28 protein-coding genes, 1 tRNA gene and 1 pseudogene are annotated in these 25161 nt (G+C 62.0%); 21 read left to right on the top strand and 9 right to left on the bottom strand.

Features of this window, described 5'->3' with window-relative positions; translation table 11 throughout:
- Window positions 1–399: pseudogene (gene gatB / locus LJD17_RS04240) on the bottom strand (Asp-tRNA(Asn)/Glu-tRNA(Gln) amidotransferase subunit GatB); the annotation flags it as partial.
- 223 nt (window positions 400–622) lie between these two features.
- Here gatB and LJD17_RS04245 point away from each other — a divergent pair.
- A complete protein-coding gene (locus LJD17_RS04245) occupies window positions 623–928 on the top strand; it encodes a hypothetical protein (RefSeq protein WP_227382923.1) in 306 nt (101 codons plus the stop codon).
- Window positions 929–991: 63 nt separating this feature from the next.
- Here LJD17_RS04245 and LJD17_RS04250 read toward each other — a convergent pair whose 3' ends face one another.
- Window positions 992–1909, bottom strand: coding sequence for a DMT family transporter (locus tag LJD17_RS04250; protein ID WP_227382924.1), 918 nt, complete (start codon window positions 1907–1909; stop codon window positions 992–994).
- A 133-nt stretch (window positions 1910–2042) separates the two neighbouring features.
- Here LJD17_RS04250 and LJD17_RS04255 point away from each other — a divergent pair, with 133 nt between their 5' ends.
- Both LJD17_RS04255 and LJD17_RS04260 read left to right on the top strand, forming a co-directional pair.
- Entirely contained in the window at window positions 2043–2759 is a 717-nt protein-coding gene (locus tag LJD17_RS04255) for an ArsR/SmtB family transcription factor (RefSeq protein WP_227382925.1), read from the top strand.
- Between the two features lie 46 nt (window positions 2760–2805).
- Window positions 2806–3330, top strand: coding sequence for a hypothetical protein (locus tag LJD17_RS04260; RefSeq protein WP_227382926.1), 525 nt, complete (start codon window positions 2806–2808; stop codon window positions 3328–3330).
- 106 nt (window positions 3331–3436) lie between these two features.
- On the opposite strand, the gene LJD17_RS04265 is transcribed toward LJD17_RS04260, so the two are convergent.
- The 4 genes from LJD17_RS04265 to LJD17_RS04280 all read right to left on the bottom strand — a co-directional run bounded on the left by LJD17_RS04265 (window position 3437) and on the right by LJD17_RS04280 (window position 6448).
- Window positions 3437–3730 carry a hypothetical protein gene (locus tag LJD17_RS04265; protein WP_227382927.1) on the bottom strand — a complete coding sequence of 98 codons (294 nt, stop codon included), beginning with the start codon at window positions 3728–3730 and terminating at the stop codon, window positions 3437–3439.
- Window positions 3727–5247 carry an Asp-tRNA(Asn)/Glu-tRNA(Gln) amidotransferase subunit GatA gene (gatA, locus tag LJD17_RS04270; RefSeq protein WP_227382928.1) on the bottom strand — a complete coding sequence of 507 codons (1521 nt, stop codon included), beginning with the start codon at window positions 5245–5247 and terminating at the stop codon, window positions 3727–3729. Before gatA ends, LJD17_RS04265 begins: the two co-directional genes overlap by 4 nt.
- A gap of 106 nt (window positions 5248–5353) precedes the next feature.
- Window positions 5354–5641, bottom strand: coding sequence for an Asp-tRNA(Asn)/Glu-tRNA(Gln) amidotransferase subunit GatC (gene gatC, locus LJD17_RS04275; RefSeq protein ID WP_227382929.1), 288 nt, complete (start codon window positions 5639–5641; stop codon window positions 5354–5356).
- 108 nt (window positions 5642–5749) lie between these two features.
- Window positions 5750–6448 (bottom strand): metal-dependent hydrolase, encoded by a 699-nt coding sequence (locus LJD17_RS04280; RefSeq protein ID WP_227382930.1) that lies wholly within the window; start codon window positions 6446–6448, stop codon window positions 5750–5752.
- Between the two features lie 223 nt (window positions 6449–6671).
- Here LJD17_RS04280 and ruvX point away from each other — a divergent pair, with 223 nt between their 5' ends.
- Entirely contained in the window at window positions 6672–7199 is a 528-nt protein-coding gene (gene ruvX / locus LJD17_RS04285) for a Holliday junction resolvase RuvX (RefSeq protein WP_227383641.1), read from the top strand.
- Between the two features lie 13 nt (window positions 7200–7212).
- Here ruvX and LJD17_RS04290 read toward each other — a convergent pair whose 3' ends face one another.
- Window positions 7213–7578: a hypothetical protein gene (locus tag LJD17_RS04290; RefSeq protein ID WP_227382931.1), complete on the bottom strand. Its 366-nt coding sequence runs from the start codon at window positions 7576–7578 to the stop codon at window positions 7213–7215.
- A 384-nt stretch (window positions 7579–7962) separates the two neighbouring features.
- Here LJD17_RS04290 and LJD17_RS04295 point away from each other — a divergent pair, with 384 nt between their 5' ends.
- The 7 genes from LJD17_RS04295 (at window position 7963) to LJD17_RS04325 (ending at window position 13349) form a co-directional block, all read left to right on the top strand.
- On the top strand, window positions 7963–8370 hold the full coding sequence (locus LJD17_RS04295) for a hypothetical protein (protein ID WP_227382932.1): 408 nt from the start codon (window positions 7963–7965) through the stop codon (window positions 8368–8370).
- A 173-nt stretch (window positions 8371–8543) separates the two neighbouring features.
- Window positions 8544–8617 (top strand) — tRNA-Gln (locus LJD17_RS04300).
- 130 nt (window positions 8618–8747) lie between these two features.
- Entirely contained in the window at window positions 8748–8924 is a 177-nt protein-coding gene (locus LJD17_RS04305; protein WP_227382933.1) for a hypothetical protein, read from the top strand.
- A gap of 825 nt (window positions 8925–9749) precedes the next feature.
- Window positions 9750–9989 carry a DUF3302 domain-containing protein gene (locus LJD17_RS04310; RefSeq protein ID WP_227382934.1) on the top strand — a complete coding sequence of 80 codons (240 nt, stop codon included), beginning with the start codon at window positions 9750–9752 and terminating at the stop codon, window positions 9987–9989.
- Entirely contained in the window at window positions 9986–10921 is a 936-nt protein-coding gene (locus LJD17_RS04315) for an HlyD family secretion protein (RefSeq protein ID WP_227382935.1), read from the top strand. The genes LJD17_RS04310 and LJD17_RS04315 overlap by 4 nt, the downstream gene beginning before the upstream one ends.
- Window positions 10922–10987: 66 nt before the next feature.
- On the top strand, window positions 10988–12292 hold the full coding sequence (locus LJD17_RS04320; protein ID WP_227382936.1) for a DUF1214 domain-containing protein: 1305 nt from the start codon (window positions 10988–10990) through the stop codon (window positions 12290–12292).
- Window positions 12293–12314: 22 nt separating this feature from the next.
- A complete protein-coding gene (locus tag LJD17_RS04325) occupies window positions 12315–13349 on the top strand; it encodes a DUF1254 domain-containing protein (RefSeq protein ID WP_406600761.1) in 1035 nt (344 codons plus the stop codon).
- A gap of 75 nt (window positions 13350–13424) precedes the next feature.
- On the opposite strand, the gene LJD17_RS04330 is transcribed toward LJD17_RS04325, so the two are convergent.
- Window positions 13425–13727: a heavy-metal-associated domain-containing protein gene (locus tag LJD17_RS04330; protein ID WP_227382937.1), complete on the bottom strand. Its 303-nt coding sequence runs from the start codon at window positions 13725–13727 to the stop codon at window positions 13425–13427.
- A gap of 276 nt (window positions 13728–14003) precedes the next feature.
- Here LJD17_RS04330 and LJD17_RS04335 point away from each other — a divergent pair, with 276 nt between their 5' ends.
- From LJD17_RS04335 to LJD17_RS04375, 10 genes are all read left to right on the top strand, one after another.
- Entirely contained in the window at window positions 14004–14093 is a 90-nt protein-coding gene (locus tag LJD17_RS04335) for a K(+)-transporting ATPase subunit F (RefSeq protein WP_227382938.1), read from the top strand.
- Window positions 14094–14107: 14 nt separating this feature from the next.
- Window positions 14108–15823: a potassium-transporting ATPase subunit KdpA gene (gene kdpA / locus LJD17_RS04340; RefSeq protein WP_227382939.1), complete on the top strand. Its 1716-nt coding sequence runs from the start codon at window positions 14108–14110 to the stop codon at window positions 15821–15823.
- 1 nt (window position 15824) lies between these two features.
- The gene (locus LJD17_RS23985) at window positions 15825–15959 is read left to right on the top strand and encodes a hypothetical protein (protein WP_264478271.1); all 135 of its coding nucleotides are present in this window, start codon (window positions 15825–15827) and stop codon (window positions 15957–15959) included.
- A gap of 31 nt (window positions 15960–15990) precedes the next feature.
- The gene (gene kdpB / locus LJD17_RS04345; protein WP_227382940.1) at window positions 15991–18102 is read left to right on the top strand and encodes a potassium-transporting ATPase subunit KdpB; all 2112 of its coding nucleotides are present in this window, start codon (window positions 15991–15993) and stop codon (window positions 18100–18102) included.
- Window positions 18103–18115: 13 nt separating this feature from the next.
- Entirely contained in the window at window positions 18116–18718 is a 603-nt protein-coding gene (locus LJD17_RS04350) for a K(+)-transporting ATPase subunit C (RefSeq protein ID WP_227382941.1), read from the top strand.
- A 49-nt stretch (window positions 18719–18767) separates the two neighbouring features.
- On the top strand, window positions 18768–21473 hold the full coding sequence (locus LJD17_RS04355; RefSeq protein WP_227382942.1) for a sensor histidine kinase: 2706 nt from the start codon (window positions 18768–18770) through the stop codon (window positions 21471–21473).
- Window positions 21470–22162 carry a response regulator transcription factor gene (locus LJD17_RS04360; RefSeq protein ID WP_227382943.1) on the top strand — a complete coding sequence of 231 codons (693 nt, stop codon included), beginning with the start codon at window positions 21470–21472 and terminating at the stop codon, window positions 22160–22162. The genes LJD17_RS04355 and LJD17_RS04360 overlap by 4 nt, the downstream gene beginning before the upstream one ends.
- 41 nt (window positions 22163–22203) lie before the next feature.
- A complete protein-coding gene (locus LJD17_RS04365) occupies window positions 22204–22668 on the top strand; it encodes a PTS sugar transporter subunit IIA (RefSeq protein ID WP_227382944.1) in 465 nt (154 codons plus the stop codon).
- 616 nt (window positions 22669–23284) lie between these two features.
- The gene (locus LJD17_RS04370) at window positions 23285–23818 is read left to right on the top strand and encodes an AAA family ATPase (protein WP_227382945.1); all 534 of its coding nucleotides are present in this window, start codon (window positions 23285–23287) and stop codon (window positions 23816–23818) included.
- A gap of 103 nt (window positions 23819–23921) precedes the next feature.
- Entirely contained in the window at window positions 23922–24419 is a 498-nt protein-coding gene (locus tag LJD17_RS04375) for a hypothetical protein (protein WP_227382946.1), read from the top strand.
- On the opposite strand, the gene LJD17_RS04380 is transcribed toward LJD17_RS04375, so the two are convergent.
- On the bottom strand, window positions 24395–24643 hold the full coding sequence (locus LJD17_RS04380; protein ID WP_227382947.1) for a DUF6894 family protein: 249 nt from the start codon (window positions 24641–24643) through the stop codon (window positions 24395–24397). The two genes, LJD17_RS04375 and LJD17_RS04380, sit on opposite strands and share 25 nt — an antisense overlap.
- Window positions 24644–25161 lie beyond the last annotated feature (518 nt).

Below are 25161 nucleotides of genomic sequence, written 5' to 3' on the forward strand. Positions count from 1 at the left end.
GACCGTGATCGTTTCGCCGGTCTCCGGCACGTCCACGATCACCTGTCCTTCGCCGACGATCGGGCTCTTGTACTGGCTGATCTGGTAGCCCTGGGGCAAGTCCGGATAAAAATAGTTCTTCCGGTCGAACGTGCTCTTGAGGTTGATCTGCGCCTTCAAGCCGAGGCCCGTGCGGATCGCCTGGCGCACGCATTCCTCGTTGATGACCGGCAGCATTCCGGGCATGGCGGCGTCCACCAGGGAAACGTGGCTGTTCGGGTCGCCGCCGAAGGCCGTGGATGCGCCGGAGAACAGCTTCGCTTGGCTGGTCACCTGGGCATGGATTTCCATGCCGATGACGATTTCCCAATCGCCTGTCGCACCCTTGATGAGCTTCTTTGGATTGACCGGAGCGTTCATGCGGCCTCGCGCCTTCCGAATGAAAGTAATTTGAACCGGAGTAAGAGGCTCGGGCCGCTTCGGTCAACCCTTTTTGAAGCTGAACATCCGTTCATATTAAAGCAGAGTATTGTTAAGGTCTTTTATAATTTGTGCACAGTTATCTCACCATAAAGCCGAGCCTCCATGAAACCACGATCCACATCAGGCGTTGTCCGGCTGGTAAATAGTCAAGGAGACAACAATGGCTGTAGATCCGATGGATCGCGATCCCAACCTCTACAACCGCGAGAATGAGGTCTATGACCGCGAAACTCGTGGCTCCAATACTCTTGCTTACTTGATTGGCGGTCTTGTCATCGCTCTCGGCTTGCTTGCCTTCCTGTTCTATGACGGCGGCAACCGCGACGTCAGCACGACCGGCAGCACCACGGCGCCGCAGACCCAGACTGCGCCGACATCTCCGAGCGCGCCGAGCACCGGCTCTTCCGGCAGCTCCACGACGGCTCCGGCCTCCCCGGCTGCTCCGTCGACCGGCACGACCCGGTAACCTCGCAGTACGCGAGAAGGTTCATGGGCCTGACAGAAGTCAGGCCCATTTTCTTTTCCGGCATCAAGTCACTTTGAAGGCAGGAGCGCTTTTCCGTCCCGGAAGCGTCATCAGGGCCACTCCCGCGAGGATGCATAGGAGCCCGATCCAGGCCGACGGATCGAGCCGCTCACCCAGGACATAAGCCCCGATGGCCACGCCGATCGGTGCCCGCAGATAGCCTTGTGCGGTCGTTCCCACCGATCCGAGCGTATGAATGAGCCGGAAATACAGCACGAATGCGAGGGACGTCGAGAAAACCGAAAGCCCGATCAGAGCACCGATCGAAGTCCCTGACGGGGACAGGGTCCAGGGCTGATCGACCAGAAGACTGACCGGGATCAGGATCGCGGCGCCTGACACCAGGGACCCGGCGGCCGGAACCATCGGGTCGAGGTTCTTGAAATTACGACCGAAAATCGCCGCTCCGGCGTAGCAGACGGTTGCCAGTACGACCGCAAGCTGGCCGAACAGTTCCTGCCCCACATGGTTGATGGCCTGAGTGCCGACGATCACGCAGGTGCCGGCAAGGCCGATGAGAACCCCGGCCATCTTTCGGAACGTGGTCGGTTCGTGCCGGGTCCAGAGAAACGTGATCAGGAACGTGAAAACCGGTGTCATGGCATTGAGAATGACGGCGAGCCCCGCATCCACGGACTGCTCCGCCCACGCGATCAGCGTGAAGGGAATGACGCTGTTCAGGCAGGCCTGGAAGGCGAACTTGCGCCAGGTCGCGGCATCCCGCGGCAGGCTGATGCCCCGCAGCCGCAGGATGGCCAGCAGGACGCCACCGGCAATGATGGTTCTCGCGGCGATGAGGGTCACCGGCGGGATGGTCTCGATGCCGAGCTTGATGAAGGTGTAGGACGCCCCCCAGAGGCTCGCCAGAGCGGCCAGAAGGCACAATTCGAAACCGTAATGGGGAGCTTTATGCGCACTCATTCGACTGCATCTTTCGTTGTTCAGGTGCCGCCGACCTTCGCACGCCCCTTCCCTCCCGTCCCGTCGGAACATTTCGGCCGCGAACGAAGCATGATTGGCTGATCTTTCCGCGCCATGGCGCTAAGATCGTCCCATGACAACCATGGTCTCCGGCACCACACTGGCGGAAATCGCCGCTCTCATCGGCGACGTCGCACGCGCCAACATCCTCTCGGCGCTGATGGACGGGCGCGCGCTCACCGCGAGCGAGCTCGCATGGCATGGCGGCGTGAGCGCCTCCACGACGAGTGGGCATCTGGCAAAGCTAGCGGACGCGAATCTCGTGGCCATGGCCCGGCAGGGACGGCACCGCTACTACCGCCTTGCTTCCCCTGAGGTGGCCCAGGCCATCGAAGCGCTGATGGCGGTCGCATCCTTCGGGCCGAAGCGTCATCGTCCGGTCGGGCCGAAGGACGAGGCACTGCGGCGCGCGCGGACATGCTACGACCATCTCGCGGGCCGCCTGGGGATCGCGCTCGCCGATACGCTCACCGAACGGCGCTATATCGTGCTGTCCGACAGCGCCGGAGCCGTCACCGACGAAGGCCGCCGCTTCCTTTGCGATTTCGGCATAGAGCTGGAACACGGCAATGGCCATGGCCGGGCCCTCTGCCGCACCTGCCTCGACTGGAGCGAGCGTCGCCCCCACCTCGCCGGACGTCTCGGCGCGGCCCTGTGCAGCCGAATGTTCGAGCTGGGCTGGGTGGAGCGGATCAAGGACAGTCGGGCGCTCGCCATCACATCTCAGGGGCGGCAGGGTCTCGCACAGACCTTCGGCGTGACGGAACCAAGCCAAGCTTCTGGCGATTGAGCCCCCGACGGCAGCCGCCGCAGCACATCATTCAGAGGGGAATCCCATGGCCAGCAAGTCGAACTTCACCGCGGACGAATGGGCCCGGCTCATGGCGAGCCCCATTGTCGCCGGCATTGCAATCACGGCTGCGGATCCGGGCGGTCTCTGGAGCGTCCTGAAGGAGTCCATGTCCAGCGGATGGGCTCTTCTCGACGTGAAGAAGGATCCCAACGCCAATCCCCTGGTCAAAGCGGTTGCCGACGATATCGGTGATCCCGCCTCCCGGGACGCCATGCGCCACTCGTTCCAGGAGCGCTTCAAGACTCATGATCTCAGTTCGGTGAAGCAGAAGGCGATTGAAGAGTTGCACGCGGTTGCCGGACTACTGGAGGCGAAGGCCCCGGAGGACGCTCCTGCCTTCAAGGCCTGGCTTCGGCATGTGGCGCAGCAAGCGGCCGAGGCCGGATCTGAAGGAGGATTCCTGGGATTTGGCGGCGTCGCCGTGAGCGATGCCGAGAAGGCGACCCTCGCAGAAATCGACACTGCCCTTGCGGCAACCGGCACGCCAGCCGGAATTCTGCCGACCTAGCGCATCGCTTCAAAAAGCAGCGCCGGTTTCCCGCGCCGAAAGACGCGCTCCTCAAGAGTGGAAGCGTCGGGCCTGCAAAGTGGCGCGTCCTTTGGGGCTCGATGCTCTAGCGCTTCAGGAGGCGGCGGATCGCGTAGGCGCCGCCTGCCCACACCAATGCCGCGACGGAGCGGACAGGCAGGAGGGTCGGCGTGTCATGGCTGACGGGAGCGAACCAGGGGATATCGAGCCCCGTGATCACCCACGAAAACAGCACCGCGATGCCGAGCGCCGCAATGGCTGCGATGAAGACCTTGCCGACCTGATCCGCTTTCCAGCCGAGCCATACGGCGGCAATCACCAGAACAGGGTCGAACGCTCCCCAGAGCCAGACCGCGAGGGGAATGGAGGGAGGCGTCACGCGCCCGCCCACCAAGCGCCCGGAAGCTCTATCCGGCCCGCAGCGTCCTCGATCACCTGGCCGGCGGCGAAGAGGGTTTCCTCGTCGAATGCCCGGCCGATCAGCTGGAGCCCGAGAGGCAAGCCCTGGGCGTCGAGCCCGGCCGGCACCGCGATGCCCGGCAGGCCCGCCATGTTCACCGTGACGGTGAAAATATCGTTGAGATACATCTCGACCGGGTCGCCCGATCCCTTCTCGCCGATGCCGAAGGCGGCCGAAGGGGTCGCCGGGGTCAGGATCGCGTGAATGCCCTGCGCATAGACTTCCTCGAAGTCGCGCTTGATCAGGGTCCGGATCTTCTGGGCGCGCACGTAATAAGCGTCGTAATAGCCCGCGGACAGCACATAGGTGCCGATCATGACGCGGCGCTTGACCTCGCGGCCGAAACCGGCGGCGCGGGTCTTTTCGTACATGTCGCTGATATCCTTACCGTTTTCGCGGATACCGTAGCGAACCCCGTCATAACGGGCGAGATTCGACGAGGCTTCAGCCGGAGCGACGATGTAGTAAGCCGGCAGTGCGTATTTCGTGTGCGGCAGCGAGACCTCGACGATCTCGGCGCCCGCGGCGCGCAGCCATTCGGTGCCCTGCTGCCAGAGCTTCTCGATCTCGGGGGACATGCCGTCGACGCGGTATTCCTTTGGAATGCCGATCTTCATTCCCTTCACGCCCCGCGACATCGCGGCCTCGAAATCGGGCACCGGCAGGTCGGCACAGGTGGTGTCCTTCGGGTCGGCTCCGGACATGGAGCGCAGCATGATGGCCGCGTCCCTCACCGTGCGGGTGATCGGACCCGCCTGATCGAGGGACGAGGCGAACGCGACGGTGCCCCAGCGGGAGCAGCGCCCATAGGTTGGTTTGATGCCCACGGTGCCGGTGAAGGCTGCGGGCTGACGGATGGAGCCACCGGTATCGGTCGCCGTCGCGCCCAGGCAAAGACGGGCTGCCACGGCGGCAGCGGAGCCGCCCGACGAACCGCCCGGAACCAGGTGCGTGCCTTCGATTGACCCCGAGGAGCCTGCGGAAACGTTGGAACCGACGCGCCGCCACGGGGACACCACCGGACCGAACGCGCTCGTCTCGTTGGACGAGCCCATGGCGAATTCGTCCATGTTGAGCTTGCCGAGCATCACCGCGCCGTCATTCCAGAGGTTCTGGGTGACGGTCGATTCATAGGGCGGCTTGAAGCCCTTGAGGATCTTCGAACCGGCGGTGGATTCCACCCCATTCGTGCAGAACAGGTCCTTGATCCCCAGCGGAATTCCCTCCAGGGCGCCGGCCTCGCCCTTGGCGATCCGCTCGTCCGAAGCCTTTGCCATGGCAAGAGCCTTTTCGGGCGTTTCCAGCACATAGGCGTTGAGCGCCCTCGCCTTCTCGATGGCGCCGATATGGGCCTTGGCGAGTTCCGTCGCCGAGAAGGTCTTGGACTTCAGCCCGTCGCGGGCTTCTGCAATGGTCAGGTGGGTCAGTTCTGTCACGGGACTTGATCTCAGTTGAGCGTCTCGGCCGGTTCGACTGGCCTTGATCTGGCAGGGATTCCGGACCGCGAAACGCGTCTCCGGGGAGGATCGAACGGCTCGCGGCCTATTCGATCACCTTCGGTACGACGAAGAAATCGTCCTCCCGGGCCGGAGCGTTGCGGAGGACCTTTTCGGCGCTGTCACCGTCCGTCACGCCGTCTTGGCGCTTCTTCATGGTCATCGGCGTCACCGAGGTCATCGGCTCAACGCCCTCGACGTTCACCTCGTTGAGCTGCTCGACGAAGGACAGAATAGCGTTCAGCTCCCCCTGAAGGTGAGGAACATCCTGTTCCTGGACGGCAATGCGCGCCAGATGCGCGATCCGGCGAACGGTTTTCTGATCGACCGACATGGATGGCCAAACCCTTTGATAATGCTGGGGCGGGCTATAACACCCGCCCGCATCGCGCCGCAATGTCGGAAAATATCCAGGCAGCCCGAAGGCTGGCCGTTCCCCTGCCTAGATCTTGAGGCCGACCGTCTTGTGCGGCACCACGACCTGCGTGCCCTTCCCGTCCAAGGCGGCCACGAACTTGTCCGCCGTCTGGTCGATCATCGGAAACGAGCCGTAGTGGCAGGGAATCGCCGCCTTCAGCTTGAAGAATCGCTGAACCGCCAGAGCCGCAACCTCCCCGCCCATGGTGAACCGGTCGCCGATCGGCACCATGGCCACGTCGGGCTTGTGGATTTCGGCGATCAGCTCCATGTCGCCGAAAATATCCGTATCTCCCATATGGTAGATTGTCGGCTCACCCGGAGCCTTGACGATGAGGCCGTTCGCGCTCCCGAGCGGGAAGTTCACGCCCATTTCCACAAGGCCCGCGGAATGATCGGCCCGGACCATGCTCACGGCGAATCCGTCCTGCTGGACCGTGCCCCCGGTGTTCATGGGATCGAAGCTCTCGACGCCTTGGGAAGCCAGGTACATGCAAAGGTCGAAATTGGTCACGACCTTCGCACCCGTGGCTTTCGCAATCGCGACCGTATCGCCCACATGGTCGCCGTGCGCGTGGGTGACGAGGATGTGGGTCGCCCCCTCATAGGCCTTCTCCATGCTGCCTTCGAATGCCGGATTGCCGGAAAAGAAGGGGTCGATCAGCACGACGCTGTTGGCGAAATCCAGGCGGAAGGCGGAATGCCCGAACCAGGTGATCTTCATATGAAAGGTCCTCGATGATGGGTGAGACATGGGGCGGCGACGGCGCCCGACCATATCCCGGTCGGCGCGCGCCCCCCCCGCATTCCACGGCAAGCTAGGCAACAAGCCGCGGCGGGAAAAGACCTGTCCGTCAGCCGGGACGACTTCCTCACCGTCTTCCTGTAAGGTGCCCCATGACAAGGAGGCCTCATTGCTCGCCACGGATCAGGAGCTCACGACCCTTATGGACGGCCTTGCGCCGCGCGCGCGTCTCATGGGGGTCGATCTTGGCACCAAGACCATCGGTCTTGCCCTCTCGGATGTGGAGCGGAGAATCGCCACGCCGCTGGAGACGATCAAGCGGGTGAAGTTCACGCCGGATGCCCAGCGGCTGAAAGTCCTGATCGATCGGTTCGACGTCGGCGGGCTCGTCATCGGCCTGCCGCTCAACATGGACGGCACCGAAGGTCCCCGCTCTCAGGCCACGCGCGCCTTCGTGCGCAACCTCAAGCCGATCTATCCCGGTCCGGTTCTCTTCTGGGACGAGCGGCTTTCCACGATGGCCGTGACCCGCACGCTCCTCGACGCCGATGCATCCCGCGCCACACGGGCCGACGTGGTGGACAAGATGGCGGCGGCCTACATCCTCCAGGGCGCCCTGGATCGCTATGAGCGCATTTCGGCTCTGGATGAGGACGCCGAGGATGATGCCCGCCTGAGATCGGAGCTCGACATGGATGCGCCGCCCGAAGGCGGCGCGATGGACGATTGATCGAGGCGGCGTCTTAGAACCCGTTACGACGGTTCCAGGCGCGGATCTGATCCTTTGTCATGTCCTTTTGAGCCCGCCTGTAGTCCTTCATGTATTCCTTCGCGGCTTCGCGGTTGTAATAGCCACGCCCGGGAGGCGGATAATAGCCGGGCGGAGGCGGCGGCGGACGGCGATAGCCCGGAGGCGGGCCGTAATAGCGCCGCGGGGGCGGATCGTAATAATCCGGGCCATCATCGAAGAACTGGGCCTTGTGAACCATCGCCGGCGCATTCGCGGCTCCGGCAGAGAACGGGGCCGCCTGCGCGTTCACGGCGCCGAGGCACAAGGCCCCTGCGACAGCCCCTAAGGTCCACCGAGGAACCCATTCACCGAACATCATTCTGTCATCTCCTGTCCGGCTGCCTTGTCGACGCAGCCGCGATGGGCGCCACAATGCTGCAGCCTAGTTGAACAAACTCTGAATCAACAGAGCCCTATCCCTCCGGCCAAGCGGATTGATCGCACGCAAGGAGCCCTTTCGCCGCTTGAGCTCGTGAATCTCGGCGCAGGTTGCATTGCCGATGGATCGGCGCTTTTCGGAAGGACGCTCCACGAATCGTGTGCCTGTTCTCCAATCGAGACTGACCCGTCCAAAGGCGCCTTTGTCGATTTGCTTGGGCATGAGCCGACAAAGGCACCGATACCTCTCTGTTTAGAGGGGGAATGCGGCTCTGCCTCATGCTATGGCGGCTCACTCGCATCATTCGACAACAGGCTCGGGCCAGTGCCGCTTCCCATCAGAATTGCCGCAAGTGCCGTGGTATCCCTCATGGCGCTCGTCGGGTGCCAGAGCGCCGGTCCGGCGGCAACAGCAACGCCTCACGGCACCGGCATCTTTGAGCAGGGAACGGCCTCGGCCAAGGCCGCGGCCGAGGCGGAGGCCGAAGCGAGCGCTCTCGGGACCGCTCAGGGCGTTGCCTCGATAGCGGCATCTCTGGACAAGACCGGCGCATCGTCCATTCCGCTCATGATCGGCGGCAAAGTTGCGCGGGAGGGATTGCGTGCCAAATGGGATGCCCGCATGAAAGCCGCCCAGGAAGAGGATTTGCAGGCGACCTACCGGTATTACGGCATGAATCCTGACGGAACGCCTTCCGGCAAGCCAGGGCCAGGATCAGCTCCCGAAAACTAGCTCCCTTGCCCCCTTGCAGCGTGGGGAAAAGTCGTGGCTGCGTAATCGCTGCAGCAGGGTTGACGATCAGCCAAAAAGCTCCTATTTCCAGCGCCACCACAGACGCTGATGAAAGAACCTTGGCCCCGGATCGCAGAACGATCCAAAAAGGCCAACACATTCAGCAGGTTCGGTGGGGGATAGTTTAATGGTAGAACAGCGGACTCTGACTCCGTTAGTCTTGGTTCGAATCCAGGTCCCCCAGCCACTTTATTTTCCAAGATCTTGACGCAGAAAGCCCGCTCTCTTTCGAGAGCGGTTAGGCGCGCCTTTTGCGCGAAAGCTAGACAAATCTCTTCGCGCCTCCGCCCTTCCCTTTCTTGTTCTAGGAGGACGGGATGAGGGGGAACGTTATGGCTTGGCTGAAGTCCGGGCAGTATCTCCCGGCCTCCCTTCGCGACCTCCACGATCGGAAAGATGTGTTCAAGGGGCTGGACGAAGGCCTGTTCACGGTTGCCTTCCCGCTCGCCGGGCGCAGAACGCCTGAGCTGCAACAGCTCATTCTCGTAAAGTAATAACGCCGGCGGGAAATACTTCCCTCGCTCAAACTGGCAAAGCTCCATGTCATCACAAACAAAAATGTGAAAATGCTTACCTTCAATAGTTAGCGTTCATGAAACTGGGCTTGCCGTCGCCAGGTTGGAACCTAACTACTATCAAAAGACAAGCTGTCCAGCGTTGCTAACTCGGCTCTCGACGAGCCGCATTTGATCGACAGGCCTGTCGAAGTCGCTCCAGTTACATGCGGTCGCGTACCCCTATAGCGGAGCCCCCGTCTATGCCGAGACCATTTGCGTCCGCGTTCGCCGTCGCGTTTCTGCTGTCTCCCTTTTTTGGCAGTCCGCAGGGGCCGCGATGCCGGTGGGAGGTTCGTCCGTGACGAATACTCCTCCTGCCCTCATCGAGATTGTGCAGCCTCGCGATGGAGCTGCTCGAGGCGGCGTCGTCGTCCGTGCCCCCCGGGGTGACACGGTCGCTGGGTGCAGGCCAGGCGTTGCAAGACCCGGATACCGCCCTGCCCCGGTCCGGCCTGTGGGGCCCGCATGGGTCCGCCCGCCAGGCTGCTGGTGGCGTCCCGGTGCAGCGGTCGCCGCAGGAGCAGCCGTAGGATTCGGGACCGCCGCGGCCGCTACGGCCCGTGTTACCTCGCCGCCACCTGCGCCAGGCTATGGCTGGCTCTATACCACCCGCAGCGAATTCAGGGTTTCTGGGATGTCCGCCGCCGTTGAATTTCGCGTCGCTTGTTACTCAAGAAGTTCAAATCCCAGGACCATCAACGGAAGCTGGAAGCCGGGCGATTTCGAGCAGACCAATTGAGCGCACATGGCATGGAGGTCTGAATGTCGGGTCTCGACATCTTCGCCTGGATCGTCCTGATCGTCCTCGTCGCGACGGTCGTCGCGGTCTTCATAGCGCTCGGGATGATGCCGGGGCACATCGCCCGCAAGCGTGGGCATCCTTGGCCCGAGGCCGTCACGGTCGGGAGTTGGGCAACACTGATCCTCGGCTTCGTCTTCTGGCCACTCGTGCTCATCTGGGCCTATGTCGACGTGCCGGAGCGACGGGAGATATCCAAGTGATCGTCGTCCTGCTCAATTCCTACATTGCCCTTCTGGCGCTGTTCGTCTGGCTGCGATTCATTCCGTTCAACACATTCTGGAAACTGTCTCCTGTCCTCGTGCTGCTGCTTCTCCTGGTCGGCCTGTTCATCCCTATGGGATGGGGGGCGCCTTCAGGACCGGCGGCGGTGTTGCGAAACTCGGTGCAGATCATCCCCTCCGTAGCCGGTGAGGTCGTGGATGTGCCTGTCGCGGCGAACAGCCCGGTCAAGGCTGGCGACGTGCTGTTCCGGATCGATCCGACCACCTACCAGGCGCAGGTCCAGGCCATCGAGGCGCAGCTCAAGCTCGCGGAACTGCGTCTGTCCCAGTTCTCCGAGCTGCAACGCCGCGACACAGGCCGCGCCTTCGATGTGCAGGAGCGGCAATCCGAGGTCGATCAACTGAAGGCCCAGCTTGAGGGTGCCAAGTGGAATCTCGACAAGACTACCGTGCGAGCGCCGACCGATGGCTACGTGACCAATTTGGCGTTGCGCAAGGGCGCGCGGGTCACCGGCCAGTCACCCGTCATGGCCTTCATCGACGCTTCCGAGGCGATCTTCGGCGTCGAGATTCCGCAAATCGGCGTGCGGTATGTCGAGGTTGGACAACCGGTGGAGATCACTTTCAAGACGCTCCCGGGCGAGGTCTTCGCTGCGAAGGTGGAGACGGTGTTGCAGGCGATCGCCACCGGGCAGTCGCAGCCCGGTGGCCTCGCCGTCATGCCTTCGGAGGTCCAAGCGGCCCCCTTCATCGTTCGGGTCACGCTGAACGATCAGAATGTAGCGAAGCGTCTGCCGGCCGGGAGCACAGGCGTAGCCGCCATCTTTACCGAGCGCGTCAAGGCAAGTCACGTCATCCGGCAAGTGTTGCTGCGTCAAACGGCAATCCTGAACTACATCAATCCGTTCTGATTGGCCTCAGCGAGGCGGCAGGACCTGGGAGGAGAAAGCTCGATGGTTCCGAACCGCAGATATGCGATGGCCATGCTGGCTATTGTGTTCGCCGCACCGACGTTCGCTCAGGCGCCAACCAGCGTGCCGGGGCCCAATGAGGCCACCCTAGCCGATGCATATATCTACCTGCTCGGCCGCGCCCTTGTGATCAGGCAAGAGCATATGGACCGCAAGGCGCCCGGCTTCGCCTACAACACCATCCACTACAACCCGCTGGGATCGGCCGACTTCGTCAACCCAAACTTTGACGTCGCCTACCTGGAGGCCTGGTTCGCGGTGGATGATCGCACCCCGGTCATCCTGGAGGTGCCGGAGGTCAAGGACCGCTACTACACCGTCCAGATCCTCGATGAGTGGGGCGAAGTCATCGTCAACATCAATGAGCGCACCTTTCCCTCAAAACCCTTCGGCAAGTTCGCCCTGGTCAAGCCCGGCTGGAACGGCGCGCTTCCGGAGGATCTCTCGCGGATCGAACTGCACTCGAGCAAGGCCAAGATGCTCGCCCGGATCGAGCTGAAGGGAGATCCTGACGGCGCAGTGAAACTCCAGCGTCAATTCCAAGCCGCTCCGCTTGGAACTCCGATGATTGCCCAGCCCCCGGCGATGCGGATGTTCGGAAACAAGGAGCTGCTTGGGGTCGAAATATTCGATGATGTGGAGCAGACACTCGCGAGCGCGCTCGATGTGTCGCCGAACGCTGCCGAAATGCAGCAGCAAGTCCGCTCCGTCGCAGCCTATGTGGCATCGGGCGACGAGGCCAGGACCGCCGTGGACGCCCAGCTCCGCAAAATCATCCCTGAGTTCCAGGAATACGCCTTTACCAAAAGCGCCCCCTATCGCAACCACTGGATCGGCGGAAGCACAACGGGCAACTACGGCAAGGACTACAAGCTCCGCACCGTCGTCAATTTCGCCGGCATCTGGGCCAACACGACGGACGAGGCGGTCTATTTTGTGGCCACCCGCGACGCCGACGAGAACCCGCTCACCGGCAACAACAGCTACGTCATGCACTTCCCGGCGGACCGGCTCCCACAATCCGCCGTCGATGGCTACTGGTCAGTCATCCTGGTCGGCGTGCCGGACTACCGGGTCGTGCCCAACCCACTCAACCGCTTCAACTTCGACACCTACTCGAACCTGACGACCGAAGCCGTTGGTTCGCTCAAGATCGGCATCGGCCCCAAGCCCGTTGCCGGCGTGCCCGAGTCGAACTGGCTCCCGTCCCCGGAAGGCAAGCCGTTCTCGCTGACATTCCGGACGTACGTGCCCAAGGACATCGTGAAAGGCGGTCAGTGGCAGCCCGCAGCCGTAACGCTGGTGAGGTGAGCAACCAACGCAGGAGACGATCATGATCCGGATGAGACATGCAGCCTTCGCCATCGCAGCGGTGCTGCTCCCCATGCAGACACAGGCCCAGGCTCCTTCGGCCGGCACCGTTCCGGTCAACGCCGACAATTTCGCCAGGGCCGAGAGCGACCTGTACATGAGCAACATCATCAAGGATGGTGGTTTCGGCAAGTTCGTGCATCGTCGCGAGCCTGCCGCTATCGACAATCAGACGGTCATCCGTCTCAACCGCGATACCCTCTACTCCGCGGCAGTGTTCGACCTCGATGCCGGCCCCGTTACGATTACTCTGCCTGAAGCAGGCACACGGTTCATGTCGATGCAAGTGATCGACGAGGACCAGTACACGCCGGAGGTCGCCTACGGCACCGGAAGCCATACCCTGACCAAGGAGAAGATCGGGACGCGCTACGTTCTGGTCGCCATCCGGACTCTGGTCGACCCAGCAGATCCGAAGGACGTGGCCACCGTTCATACCTTGCAGGACGCGATCCGGATCGACCAGCCTGGAGGCCCTGGAAAGTTCGAACCACCGAAATGGGATCAGGCCAGCCAAAAGACCGTCCGCGACGCGCTGCTGGTCCTCGCCTCGACTCTGCCCGATACGAAGCGCATGTTCGGGCCGAAGGATGCCGTCGATCCGGTCCGGCGGCTGATCGGCGCGGCCTCGGCCTGGGGCGGGAACCCGGAGACGGATGCGCTCTATCTCAACATCACGCCATCCCGGAACGACGGCAAGACGGTATACAGGCTGTACGTCAAGGAGGTGCCGGTTGATGGGTTCTGGTCGATCAGTCTTTACAATGCCCAAGGCTACTATCAGCCCAACCCCTACAATGCCTACTCGATCAACAACATCACGGCCCGCAAAGGTGCGGACGGTTCAGTCGCGATTCAATTCGGCGGCTGCGATGACAAGGCCGTCAACTGTCTGCCGACCATGCCTGGCTGGAACTATATGGTCCGGCTATACCGTCCAAAGCCCGAGGTTTTGAATGGGACATGGAAGTTTCCGGAAGCGCAGCCCGTGAATTGATGTCTCGTTTTTCGGACATACGTCGGCTCTTGGAACAACGCGCGCCGACGCCTTGGCGCAAGCGACGAGGCGTGGTCAGCTCCATATCTCGAGCTGCGCTCGCATGACCGCTCCAGCCTTCGCAAGCCCGTGAATGACCAACCTCCATGCGGTGGGATCGGCCGCGACGCTCGTGCCAGGCAAGCCTGTCTCGATGGTCTTCTTGATCGTACCGGCGCAGTGGCGACAGGTCGTATCCTCGACCTGTAGGGTCAGGGCATCCGCATGATGCTCGACAAGGGGGTGGCTTGGCTCTGGTGGGGACCGCATCCGCACAATGCGCGACCAATCGTGATACCCGATGCCGTCGCCGCTTTTCCCATGGGCGGTGCATCTCATGCTCGCGGAAGCCCGTTCGGCCTAGCACGTGCCGGCTCCGCGCCGCGCTCCCGCGAGGCCCAATCTTTATAACAATTTTATACCCACCGCCGGGCAGCCCTCTCGAATCTTTATACGAGTTTCGACATCTCTACGGCACAGGCGAGCGGCGTTCCTGCGGCACGCCTTACGCATGGAACCTTATGATGGACATCCTGATGCTTGCGCTTGGGCTCGGCTTCTTCGGCCTTGCCATCGCCTATACCACCGCCTGCGACTGGCTCTGAGGACCTCGCCATGACCCTCGACTACACCCTGGCCGGCCTCGTGACGGCTGGCCTTGTTTTTTATCTCACTTACGCTCTCGTTCGACCCGAGCGGTTCTGACGGAGGCCGCCATCATGACTATCAATGGATGGATCCAGATCCTCATCTTCTGCGCCATCGTGGTCGCACTCGTAAAGCCCCTGGGCTGGTACATGATGCGCGTGTTCAACGGCGAGCCCACCTTCCTGTCTCCCATTTTGCATCCTGTCGAGACCATACTCTACAGGCTGTCGGGCACGAGCGAGCGAGAAGAGCAGCATTGGCTGACCTACACGTTCGCGATGCTGGCCTTCAACCTGCTGGGCTTTGTCGTGCTCTATGCCCTTCAGCGCTTCCAGGCGGTGCTGCCGTACAATCCCATGGGTATGTCGGCCGTCGCTCCTGATCTCGCCTTTAACACCGCCGTCAGCTTCATGACCAACACGAACTGGCAGAACTACGGCGGCGAGAGCACGATGTCGTACCTCGTGCAGATGGCCGGCCTGACGGTGCAGAACTTCGTCTCGGCCGCGACTGGCATTGCCATCGCAGTGGCGCTCATCCGCGGCTTCTCGCGCACCTCGGCGAGGAGCGTCGGCAATTTCTGGGCCGACATGACGCGGGCGACCCTTTATGTGCTGTTGCCGCTCTGCGTGGTGCTGACCCTGCTCTATGTCTCACGCGGTGTGCCTCAGACCCTGTCCGCCTATATCGATGCGAGGACGCTCGAAGGCGCGAGGCAGACGATCGCCGTCGGACCTGTGGCGTCGCAGCTTGCCATCAAACTGCTGGGCACGAATGGTGGTGGCTTTTTCAACGCAAACTCGGCCCATCCGTTTGAGAACCCCGACGCATTCTCAAACCTCCTCCAGATGGTGTCGATCTTTGCCATCGGCGCAGCGCTGACTAACGTCTTCGGCCGCATGGTCGGCGACCAACGTCAGGGTTGGGCCATCCTTGGTGCCATGGGTCTCATCTTCTTCGTCGGCGTTCTGGTGGCCTACTGGGCAGAAGCCGCTGGCAATCCTCTCGTACATGCCCTTGGCGTCGACGGCGGCAACATGGAGGGCAAGGAGGTCCGCTTCGGCACAGCCATGTCCGCACTCTTTGCAGTGGTCACCACCGCTGCGAGCTGCGGTGCGGTCAACGCCATGCATTCGAGCTTCATGCCGCTCGGTGGCATGATACCGCTCATCAATATGGAGTTGGGCGAGATCGTCATCGGCGGCGTGGGCGCTGGTCTCTATGGAATGCTGCTCTTCGTCGTGTTGACCATGTTCGTAGCTGGCTTGATGGTCGGACGCACGCCGGAATATCTCGGCAAGAAGATCGAGGCCAAGGACGTGAAGATGGCGATCCTGGCCATCCTGTGCCTGCCACTCGCCATGCTGGGATTCACGGCTCTAGCCGTGGTTATGCCCACAGGTCTTGCCTCGATCGGGAATCCAGGCCCGCACGGGTTCTCCGAGGTGCTCTATGCCTACGTCTCGGGAGCTGCCAACAACGGCAGCGCCTTCGGCAGCCTCTCAGGTAATACACTATGGTACAATCTGACCATCGGCGTCGCCATGCTGATGGGCCGATTCCTGGTCATTGCTCCGGCCCTTGCGATTGCCGGATCCATGGCGGCCAAGAAGACCGTGCCGACCTCCGCTGGCACCTTCCCGACCCATGGTGGCCTGTTCATCGGCCTTCTTGTCGGCGTCATCCTGATCGTCGGCGGCCTGACTTTCTTCCCGGCTCTCGCTCTTGGTCCCATCGTCGAGCATCTCTCAATGATCGCCGGCCAGACCTTCTCTGCGGGGGGCTAGCATGGCCCGGCCCCTCCATCGCTCCCGCCTGAGAATCAGGTCCTGGAGCCCACTTGGTGTCGTCCTGGCGATGACCGTCGGGATAACGGTCCTGATTGGTCTCTTCCATTTCATCATCCGCATCGCCACCGCCTGACGGCCCGATCACGTTTGCCAGGAGTTCATTCATGAATACCGCACACACCCATGGCGGCGCCCCGCAGGCTTCGCTCATGGACTCCAAGATCATCATCTCCGCACTTGGGGCAGCCTTCACCAAGCTCGACCCCAGGGTCATGATCCGTAACCCGGTCATGTTCGTCGTCGAGGCCGTGGCGGTTCTCACAACCGTGCTGTTCTTCAAGGATCTGGCGATAGGTGGGACGGGTCTCGGCTTTTCGTTCCAGATCATTCTCTGGCTCTGGTTCACCCTGCTCTTCGCGAATTTCGCCGAGGCGGTGGCCGAAGGCCGGGGCAAGGCCCAAGCAATGTCCCTAAGAAAGACGCGGACGGAGACGCAGGCCAAGCTGCTCTCCGGCGCGTCAGGGCGCGACTACAATGTCGTTCCCGGCACGCAGCTCAAGGTGGGCGATGTCGTCCTCGTCGAGGCCGGGGACATCATCCCTAGCGACGGCGAAGTGGTCGAGGGGGTCGCCTCCGTCAACGAGGCCGCCATCACGGGAGAGTCAGCTCCCGTCATCAGGGAATCGGGCGGCGACCGCTCTGCGGTCACGGGCGGCACCCAAGTGCTGTCGGACTGGATCCGGGTACGGATCACCGCAGCACCGGGCTCGACCTTCATTGATCGCATGATCGCGCTGGTCGAAGGCGCGTCACGTCAGAAGACCCCAAACGAGATTGCCCTCAACATCCTGCTCGCTGGTTTGACGCTCATCTTCATCATCGCTGTTGCGACGATTCCGAGCTTTACCGCCTATGCAGGCGGCGCCATCCCGATCACTGCGCTGGTCGCTCTTTTCGTGACGCTGATCCCTACGACGATCGGCGCGCTACTGTCCGCCATCGGCATTGCCGGCATGGACCGTCTGGTGCGCTTCAACGTGCTCGCCATGTCCGGACGTGCGGTCGAGGCCGCTGGTGACGTCGACACGCTTCTGCTCGACAAGACCGGCACAATCACGCTGGGCAATCGCCAGGCGACGGCTTTCCGGCCCGTCAGCGGCGTGAGCGAGCAGGAATTGGCGGACGCCGCCCAGCTGGCATCGCTCGCGGACGAGACGCCCGAAGGCCGCTCCATCGTGGTGCTCGCCAAGGAGAAGTACGGCATCCGCAGCCGCGACATGACCGAGCTCCATGCAACCTTCGTGCCGTTCACCGCCCAAACCCGCATGAGTGGTGTGGATCTCGGTGGGAGCTCGATCCGGAAAGGTGCCGTGGATTCGATCCTGGCCTCGCTGAGCGCCGCAGACCCCGTTGCTCGGGGCGGTGCAGCACAGGCACTCAAACCTTCGGTGAGCCTGGAGCAAGCGCGTGAGCTCCAGGCGATCTCGGACGAGATCGCGATGGCCGGCGGGACCCCCCTGGCCGTATCCCGAGGTGGACGCCTGCTGGGCGTGGTCCAGCTCAAGGACATCGTCAAGGGCGGCATCCGCGAGCGCTTTGCCGAACTGCGGCGTATGGGGATCCGCACGGTCATGATCACCGGCGATAACCCCATGACGGCGGCCGCCATTGCCGCTGAGGCCGGTGTAGACGATTTTCTTGCCCAGGCGACACCGGAGGACAAGCTCCAGCTCATCCGCTCGGAGCAGGCGCAGGGCAAGCTCGTGGCCATGTGCGGGGACGGCACCAACGACGCGCCCGCTCTGGCGCAGGCCGACGTCGGCGTTGCCATGAACACCGGTACGGTGGCCGCGCGCGAGGCCGGCAACATGGTCGATCTCGACAGCGATCCCACCAAGCTGATCGAGATCGTAGAGATTGGGAAGCAACTCCTGATGACACGCGGCTCATTGACGACCTTTTCGATCGCCAACGACGTCGCCAAGTACTTCGCGATCATCCCGGCCATCTTCGCTGGGATCTACCCCCAGCTAAGCATTCTCAACATCATGGGTCTCGCGACACCTGAGAGCGCAATCCTATCCGCTATCATCTTCAACGCGCTCATCATCATCGCGCTGATTCCGCTGGCTCTCAGGGGCGTTAAGTACCGGGCCGTCGGCGCCGGGCCTCTCCTGCGCCGCAACCTGCTCGTCTACGGTCTCGGCGGCATCGCCATCCCGTTCATCGGCATCAAGGCGATCGATCTTGCGATCAGCGCCATTGGCCTTGCCTGAAAGGAAAACCATCATGCTTCGTCAACTTCGCCCCGCCCTTGTGATGATCGTCGCCATGACGGCGCTCACGGGACTTCTCTATCCCCTCGGCATGTCCGGCATCGCCCAGACCGTCATGCCCGACAAGGCGAATGGCAGTCTCATCACGGTCAACGGCCAAGTGGTCGGATCCGAGCTGATCGGCCAGAACTTCACGGGCGAACGTTACTTCCATGGCCGCCTATCTGCTACGGTAGGCCCTGATCCCGCAGATCCGAGCAAGATGTCCTCCGTGCCGTACAATGCAGCGAACTCCGGCGGCTCAAACCTTTCGCCCACGAACCGCGCCCTGATTGACCACATCAAGGGCGAGGTCGAGGCCCGCAAGAGCCAGAACCCGAACCAAGGCGTCCCCATCGATCTCGTGACAACCTCCGGCAGCGGTCTCGATCCACACATCTCGCCGGAAGCAGCCCTGTTCCAGGTGCCGCGGGTGGCCATGGCGCGACGTCTGCCGGAGGATCTGGTGCGTCAGCTTGTGGCGGAGCATACCGAGGATCGGATGTTGGGCCTGCTGGGCGAACCGCGGGTCAACGTTCTCAAGCTCAACCTCGCCCTGGACCGTGCAAACGGGTAATGTCACGCCGGAGGCGGCTTGGGATAGGCCCCTCCTTTCCTGAGAGCCCATGTCAGACAGCCGTTCAGCTTCCGACCAACGCCCTTCGCCGGACGCTCTGCTTCAGGCAGCCCGGCAGGAGAGCCGTGGCCGTCTCAAAATCTTCCTCGGCGCCGCGCCCGGTGTCGGCAAGACCTACGAGATGTTGCAGGAGGCGGCGGCCAAACGGCGGGAGGGCGCGGACGTCGTCATCGGAGTGGTCGAGACCCACGGTCGCCAGGAGACGCAGGCGCTGGTGAAGGGGTTCGAGATCGTGCCGAGGCAGGTGCGCGACTACAAGGGTCACCGTCTCGAGGAGATGGATCTCGACGCCGTTCTGAAGCGTCGGCCCGCGCTCGTCCTCGTGGACGAGTTGGCCCACACAAATGCCGGGGGAAACCGGCATCCCAAACGCTACATGGACGTGGAGGAGCTTCTCGCGGCAGGGATTGACGTGTTCACCACAATGAACGTCCAGCATGTCGAGAGCCTGAATGACGTGGTCGCGCAGATCACCCGCATCCGCGTGCGCGAGACCGTCCCGGACGCAATCCTGGAGCGCGCGGACGATATCCAAGTCATCGACATCACGCCCCAGGACCTGATTCAGAGGCTCAACGAAGGCAAGGTCTACGTTCCGCAGACGGCACAGCGCGCCGTGGCCCACTACTTCTCGCCTGGCAATCTGACGGCCCTGCGGGAGCTGGCCCTTCGGCGCACGGCCCAGCGGGTGGATGCGCAGCTCCTGAACCATATGCAGGCCAACGCGATCCCTGGACCCTGGGCCGCCGGGGAACGGATCCTGGTCTGCGTCGACGATACCCTCGGCAGCGAGGCCCTGGTCCGCTATGCCCGCCGCATGACCGAGCGGCTTCAGGCGCCCTGGACGGTGCTGCACGTGGAGACGGCGGCGTCCCTCCGGCGTCCCGATACCGCGAGCGACCGGATCAGCGAGATGCTGCGCCTTGCCGAACGCTTGGGCGGCGAAGCAGTGACAATTCCCGGTCGCGATGTGGCCAGCGAAGTCATCCGTTATGCCGAGACCCACAACGCGACCCATATCATCATCGGCAAACCTGCCAAGTCACGCTTCCAGGAAATGATCCAGGGCTCTGTCGCCCATGACATCATCCGGCAGGCCGGAGACATAAGCGTCCACGTCATTGCGCTCCGCGACGAGCAGGAACAGTCCATGCGGCAGCGTCGTCTTCTGCCCGTACATACGGAACGTGACGCGCGCGCCTATCTTGCGAGTACGGCCTTCGTTCTCGGAGCCCTCGTCTTGGGCATCGTCCTTGACCGTTTCATGGACGTCCAGAATATTGCCCTGGTCTTCCTGACGGCAATCCTCGGCGCGTCTGTCACGTTCGGCCTCTGGCCAGGTCTTTATGCCAGCATCATGAGCGTGCTGGCATTCAACTTCTTCTTCCTGCCACCCGTCCGGACCTTCACCATCGCCGATCCCGAGAACATCTTCGCCTTCTTTTTCTTCCTGCTCGTCGCCCTCATCGCCAGCAATCTGACGGCCCGGGTGCGCAGCCAGGCGATCGTCGCGCGCCAGCGCGCCAAGACCACAGACGATCTCTATCTCTTCAGCCGCAAGCTCTCGACCGTCGGCTCCCTGGACGATCTTCTGTGGGCGACATCGTTCCAGATCGCTTCGATGCTCAAGGTCCGCGTCGTCGTCCTGATGCCGGAACATGGTCGACTGGAACTGAAGTCCGGCTATCCGCCGGAGGATGTGCTCGACGAGGCCGACCTAGGCGCCGCCAAGTGGGCCTTCGAACATGATCGCGAGACAGGGCGTGGCTCCGACACGCTCCCGGGAGCCAAACGCCTTTTCATTCCGATGCGGACGAGCCGGGGGACGGTGGGCGTGATCGGCATTGACCGCGACAAGCCAGGTATCCTTCTCTCGCCCGAGCAGCGGCGCCTGTTCCATGCCCTCGCCGATCAGGCCGCGCAGGCCGCGGAACGCATCCGTCTGGTTGACGATGTGGACCGCGCCCGCCTTGCAGCCGAGTCGGATCGCCTGAGGTCCGCGCTCCTGACGTCCATCTCCCATGACCTGAAGACCCCGTTGGCTGCGATCATCGGCGCGGCGGGAACGCTAAAGGGCTATTCGGCAGACTTGGACGAGGAATCCAAGGAGGACCTGCTCGCGACCGTGCAGGACGAGGCGGAAAGGCTGAACCGTTTCATCGCCAATCTGCTCGATATGACACGCCTGGAGGCTGGGGCTATCGCTCCGAACATCGCGCTCAATGACCTGAGCGACATGCTCGGCGCTGCCCTCCAGCGTGCGCGCAAGGTCCTGTCGAATGACCGGGTCGAACTTCACCTCGCCGCCAACTTGCCCATGGTCGCCGTCGACCCGGTGCTGTTCGAGCAGGTCCTCTTCAACCTGCTCGATAATGCGGCCAAGTACTCGCCGCCGCAAGCAATCGTCCTGATCCAGGCATGGGAGGAATTGGGAAGCATTGTCCTCCAGGTCCTGGACGAAGGAGACGGCATTCCGGAAGAGGATGTCGAGAGGATCTTCGACAAGTTCTACCGTGCGCGGAAGGGCGACCGCGTCAGGGCTGGAACCGGCCTGGGTCTGCCGATCTGTCGTGGCTTTATCGAAGCCATGGGAGGAACGATCGTGGCCTTGAACCGCACCGACCGAAAGGGAGCGGTCTTCACGGTAAGACTGCCGGTTCCAGATCAAGGAAAATTGGAGCAAGACGTGGCATGACCGCATCCAGCATCAAGGTCCTCGTGGTTGACGACGAACCGCCGATCCGGCGGCTCCTGCGCGCCGGGCTGACCACGCAGGACTACGACGTCCGCGAAGCCGGCAGCGTAGAGGAGGCGCTCCGATCCATCAGAGACGGTGCCCCGGACGTGATGCTGCTCGATCTCGGCCTTCCGGACCGCAACGGCATGGACCTGCTGGCCGAACTCCAAGGCGACGGCGCGCCTTTCCCTATCGTCATCCTGTCGAGCCGCGCCGATGAGGCTGGCATTGTCCAAGCCTTGGAATTGGGCGCGGACGACTACATCACCAAGCCGTTTGGCATGAAGGAGGTGATCGCTCGCCTCCGCGTCGCCATCCGCCACCGCTTGCAGCAGCAGGGTGAGCGGCCGATCTTCCAGGTTGGCGGGCTGAAGGTAGATCTTGTGCGCAGGATCGTGACGGTCCATGACCAGGAGGTGAAGCTTTCGCCACGCGAGTACGACATCCTGCGTATCCTCGTTCAGCATGCCGGCAAGGTCCTGACACATCGCTTCATCATCCACGCAGTCTGGGGAGGCATCGCGGAGGCCCAGAATCTGAGGGTCCATATCCGCCAACTGCGCCAGAAGATCGAAGACGATCCTGAGCAGCCTGCTCTCATTCACACAGAGACCGGCGTCGGCTATCGCCTTCAGGCACCGGACTGACCCAAACGGCCTGCCCTATTGAAAATAAACTCAAGGCAATCATGAGGATCGAAGAGTTTTTGCAGCTGGCCAACGTGATCATCGATCTGCAGGCCCACCGCAAGGAAGACATTCTTGAGGAGCTCGCACGAAGGGCGGGCGCGGGGCTTCACCGGGATTGGCAGACACTGTTGAAGGCGATGTACGCGCGTGAGGCCTTGGGTACGACCGGGGTGGGCGATGGAATTGCGATCCCGCATGTCCGTCTTGACGGCATCGATAGGCCGTTCGGGATCCTTGCCCGCCTGAAGCGGCCCATCGAGTTCGAGGCGGTTGACGCGAAGCCAGTGGATATCCTGTTCTTCCTCGTGCTGCCACATATGGTGCCGCGTGGAGAGCAACTGAGTGCGCTAGCCTGCGTGGCGCGCCGCCTGCGCGAGCAGAATACGGTGGGGGCCATCCGGCGAGCACCTGACGCCGAAACCGCCTATCATGCGATCGTCAGCCCATCCCGCAGGTCTTTGTGACATCTCTCGATCTGCGGGCTTGGCGCCCTGCCGACCCATTATACGCCGATCCCTAAAATACCAACTCGATTGGCCGACAGCCTGACATCGGACTTGTTATGTGCAGAGGCAACAAGCCCGCTATCCGGATCCACGAACTCTGCCGCTGTTGAACAGGACGCGGGAGATGGCGGCTCATGCATTCCCTAAAACCGGAACATAACAAGAATAACGGACGCAGGCAGGGACAGGGAAAAGCCGCTGCGAGGCGGCTACGAATTGTTTACAATCAAAGGCGCAACATGCGGGTGGGCGCGTTGTGTATCAGCCCGATAGGTCCCCCCCGACCTATGAGAAGCGTCCCCAGCTGGGAGCTGCATTCTCCTGGCTGGGGATCGATTTGCTAGGGTCAGGCCTGATTTGCCGAGCCAGGGGATGACTGCCGCGGCCATGCCGATCGCTCTGAAGAAGGTATGCGCAGCGGTCAAAGCGAATGGCGAGTCCGTGCCAATCTTCGAGCTGTGCGAACATGTTCTGGATCCTGTGGCGCTCCACCCACAAAACCGCCCCATGCTGCAATAGCAACCGGCGAAACGACCAGGCCACGAGCGCAAGACGACCAAGCCACGAGCGCAAGATGTTCAGACCCGAAGAGATTCTTATCGTGACCGGAACCCCTGGTTCAGGCAAAACGACTGCCGCGAACAGCATTGCGCAGCTGTCCGGCAGCCCGAAGGTCCACCTGCATTCGGACGAATTCTGGCATTTCATCAAAGCAGGCTCGATTCCACCGTGGCATCCCGAGGCCCACCGCCAGAATGCAACAGTGATCGACGTACTGGCCGGGGCTGCTGCCCGCTATGCGAAGGGCGGCTACTTCGTACTGGTGGATGGCATCATTGGGCCTTGGTTCCTAGACGCGTTCCGAAATACCGGAGCGGTCCTGCACTATGTGATCCTTCGTCCGGATCTGGAGGAGGCGATCAGACGATGCCGCGAACGAGGCGGTGACACCCTTTCAGATCCGGTTGCAATTTCTGCGCTGCACCAGCAGTTCGGGAATTTGGGCGCATTGGAGCGCCATGCGCTGTCGGTGGCAGGCCTGAGCGCTGACGAAACCTGCGATGCAATCGGCAAGGCGGTGGAAAGCGGACGCTTCCGGCTGAGGTAGACCTGAAAGTGCTTGAGAAGAATGTCCGCTCAAGGGTCGAAGCCTTCATCCGACGCTTCCACTCGTTTTACAGGTCCTGAGCCAAGAAAGAAGATCTCTTCGAGTGCAGCAAAATCCGGTGCGGGTTCAGTATCGAGCTGGGGCTCGACACCCGCTGCAAGCAGGCCTCCGCTACGACGTGCAGGATCTAGAAGCTTGGATCGATAACCTCGGCAATGGCGGGGACAAGAGAACTAAAGAATGGCTGGCAGCTCTCAATGACGGAAAAGATGAAGGTTCCGGGCATCAAGGCATGCGCGTCGAAAGGGGCGGTCTCGTCACCCTCTATCGAGAGATCGGCCGTTTCGCTGGCCTCGCACACCGCACGAAGGAAGACCCATTCGGCGTCCTGGACTGGACCAAGCCCCTTCGTGACATGCCGCTGGACACGTGCACACGCGGCTCCGTGGCTGGACTACGCAACAAGGCGCATAAGCCTTCAGCCTTCCTGTTGAAAATGCCAGCCACCCACATCCCTGGGCTCGATCTGGCGATGGAAGCCCAAGTGTCCGCTTGTTTGTTGACTGGTATGGAGCGTCAGTGCGGTTGCTGTGTGAACTGAACAGCTTCCAAGAACGGAAACTCCAGGACAATCTCACCGGCCTCGTCTATTACCTCGATATGACAGGTCGACCAGTTTACCGGCTTGGAAAACTCAGTGGCCATGAGGTCCTGAGCCATCGCCTTGGCCGCCTCCCACGCCTCACTCGCATTGGGGAAAACTTGTCCCTCAGGGTCGCTGATGAGGTGTTCACCGATATGCACATTGAAGAAATAGCGAGACATGGCGTTACCTCGGGTCATCGGTTCAGGCTGCGGCTTGGCATATAGTTTCGCCGCACCCAAAGCCCAAGAGCCAGAATAAGGACCTGATAAATAATGACGGTCGTGAGGAGTCCGTTGAATGTTTCAGCCGGCAACCCAGACGCCTCATAGGCATCGTTGCGATGCGCAACCGTCGCTATTGGCCGGAAAGGCCAAGCCCTATGGACGCCGAACGGCCAGGATCATACTTCCACTCATTACCTTCGGACATATCCGAGCAGAACCCGCTGCACAGCAACCTAGGCCGAGACTCTTCGGAATCGACCGGCAGAATGGGAGCATCGTTCTGGGAGTGGCCAGGCGTTTTTATAGGATTGGCGTTTTGGATCGCTGTCGGCTGCTTCGTCCCAAGCGTTGCTTGCTCTGGTCAAATTGTAGACGCAGCCGACCTTCTGTCGATTACCTGTACAGCCCCGGTCACTTCGAACCGATCTTGTGGTTTATCGCGTTGGCAATATTGTTCCTGTGAAACACATGCC

Origin of the sequence: Microvirga rosea (assembly GCF_020595095.1) — a bacterium.
Taxonomy (GTDB): domain Bacteria; phylum Pseudomonadota; class Alphaproteobacteria; order Rhizobiales; family Beijerinckiaceae; genus Microvirga; species Microvirga rosea.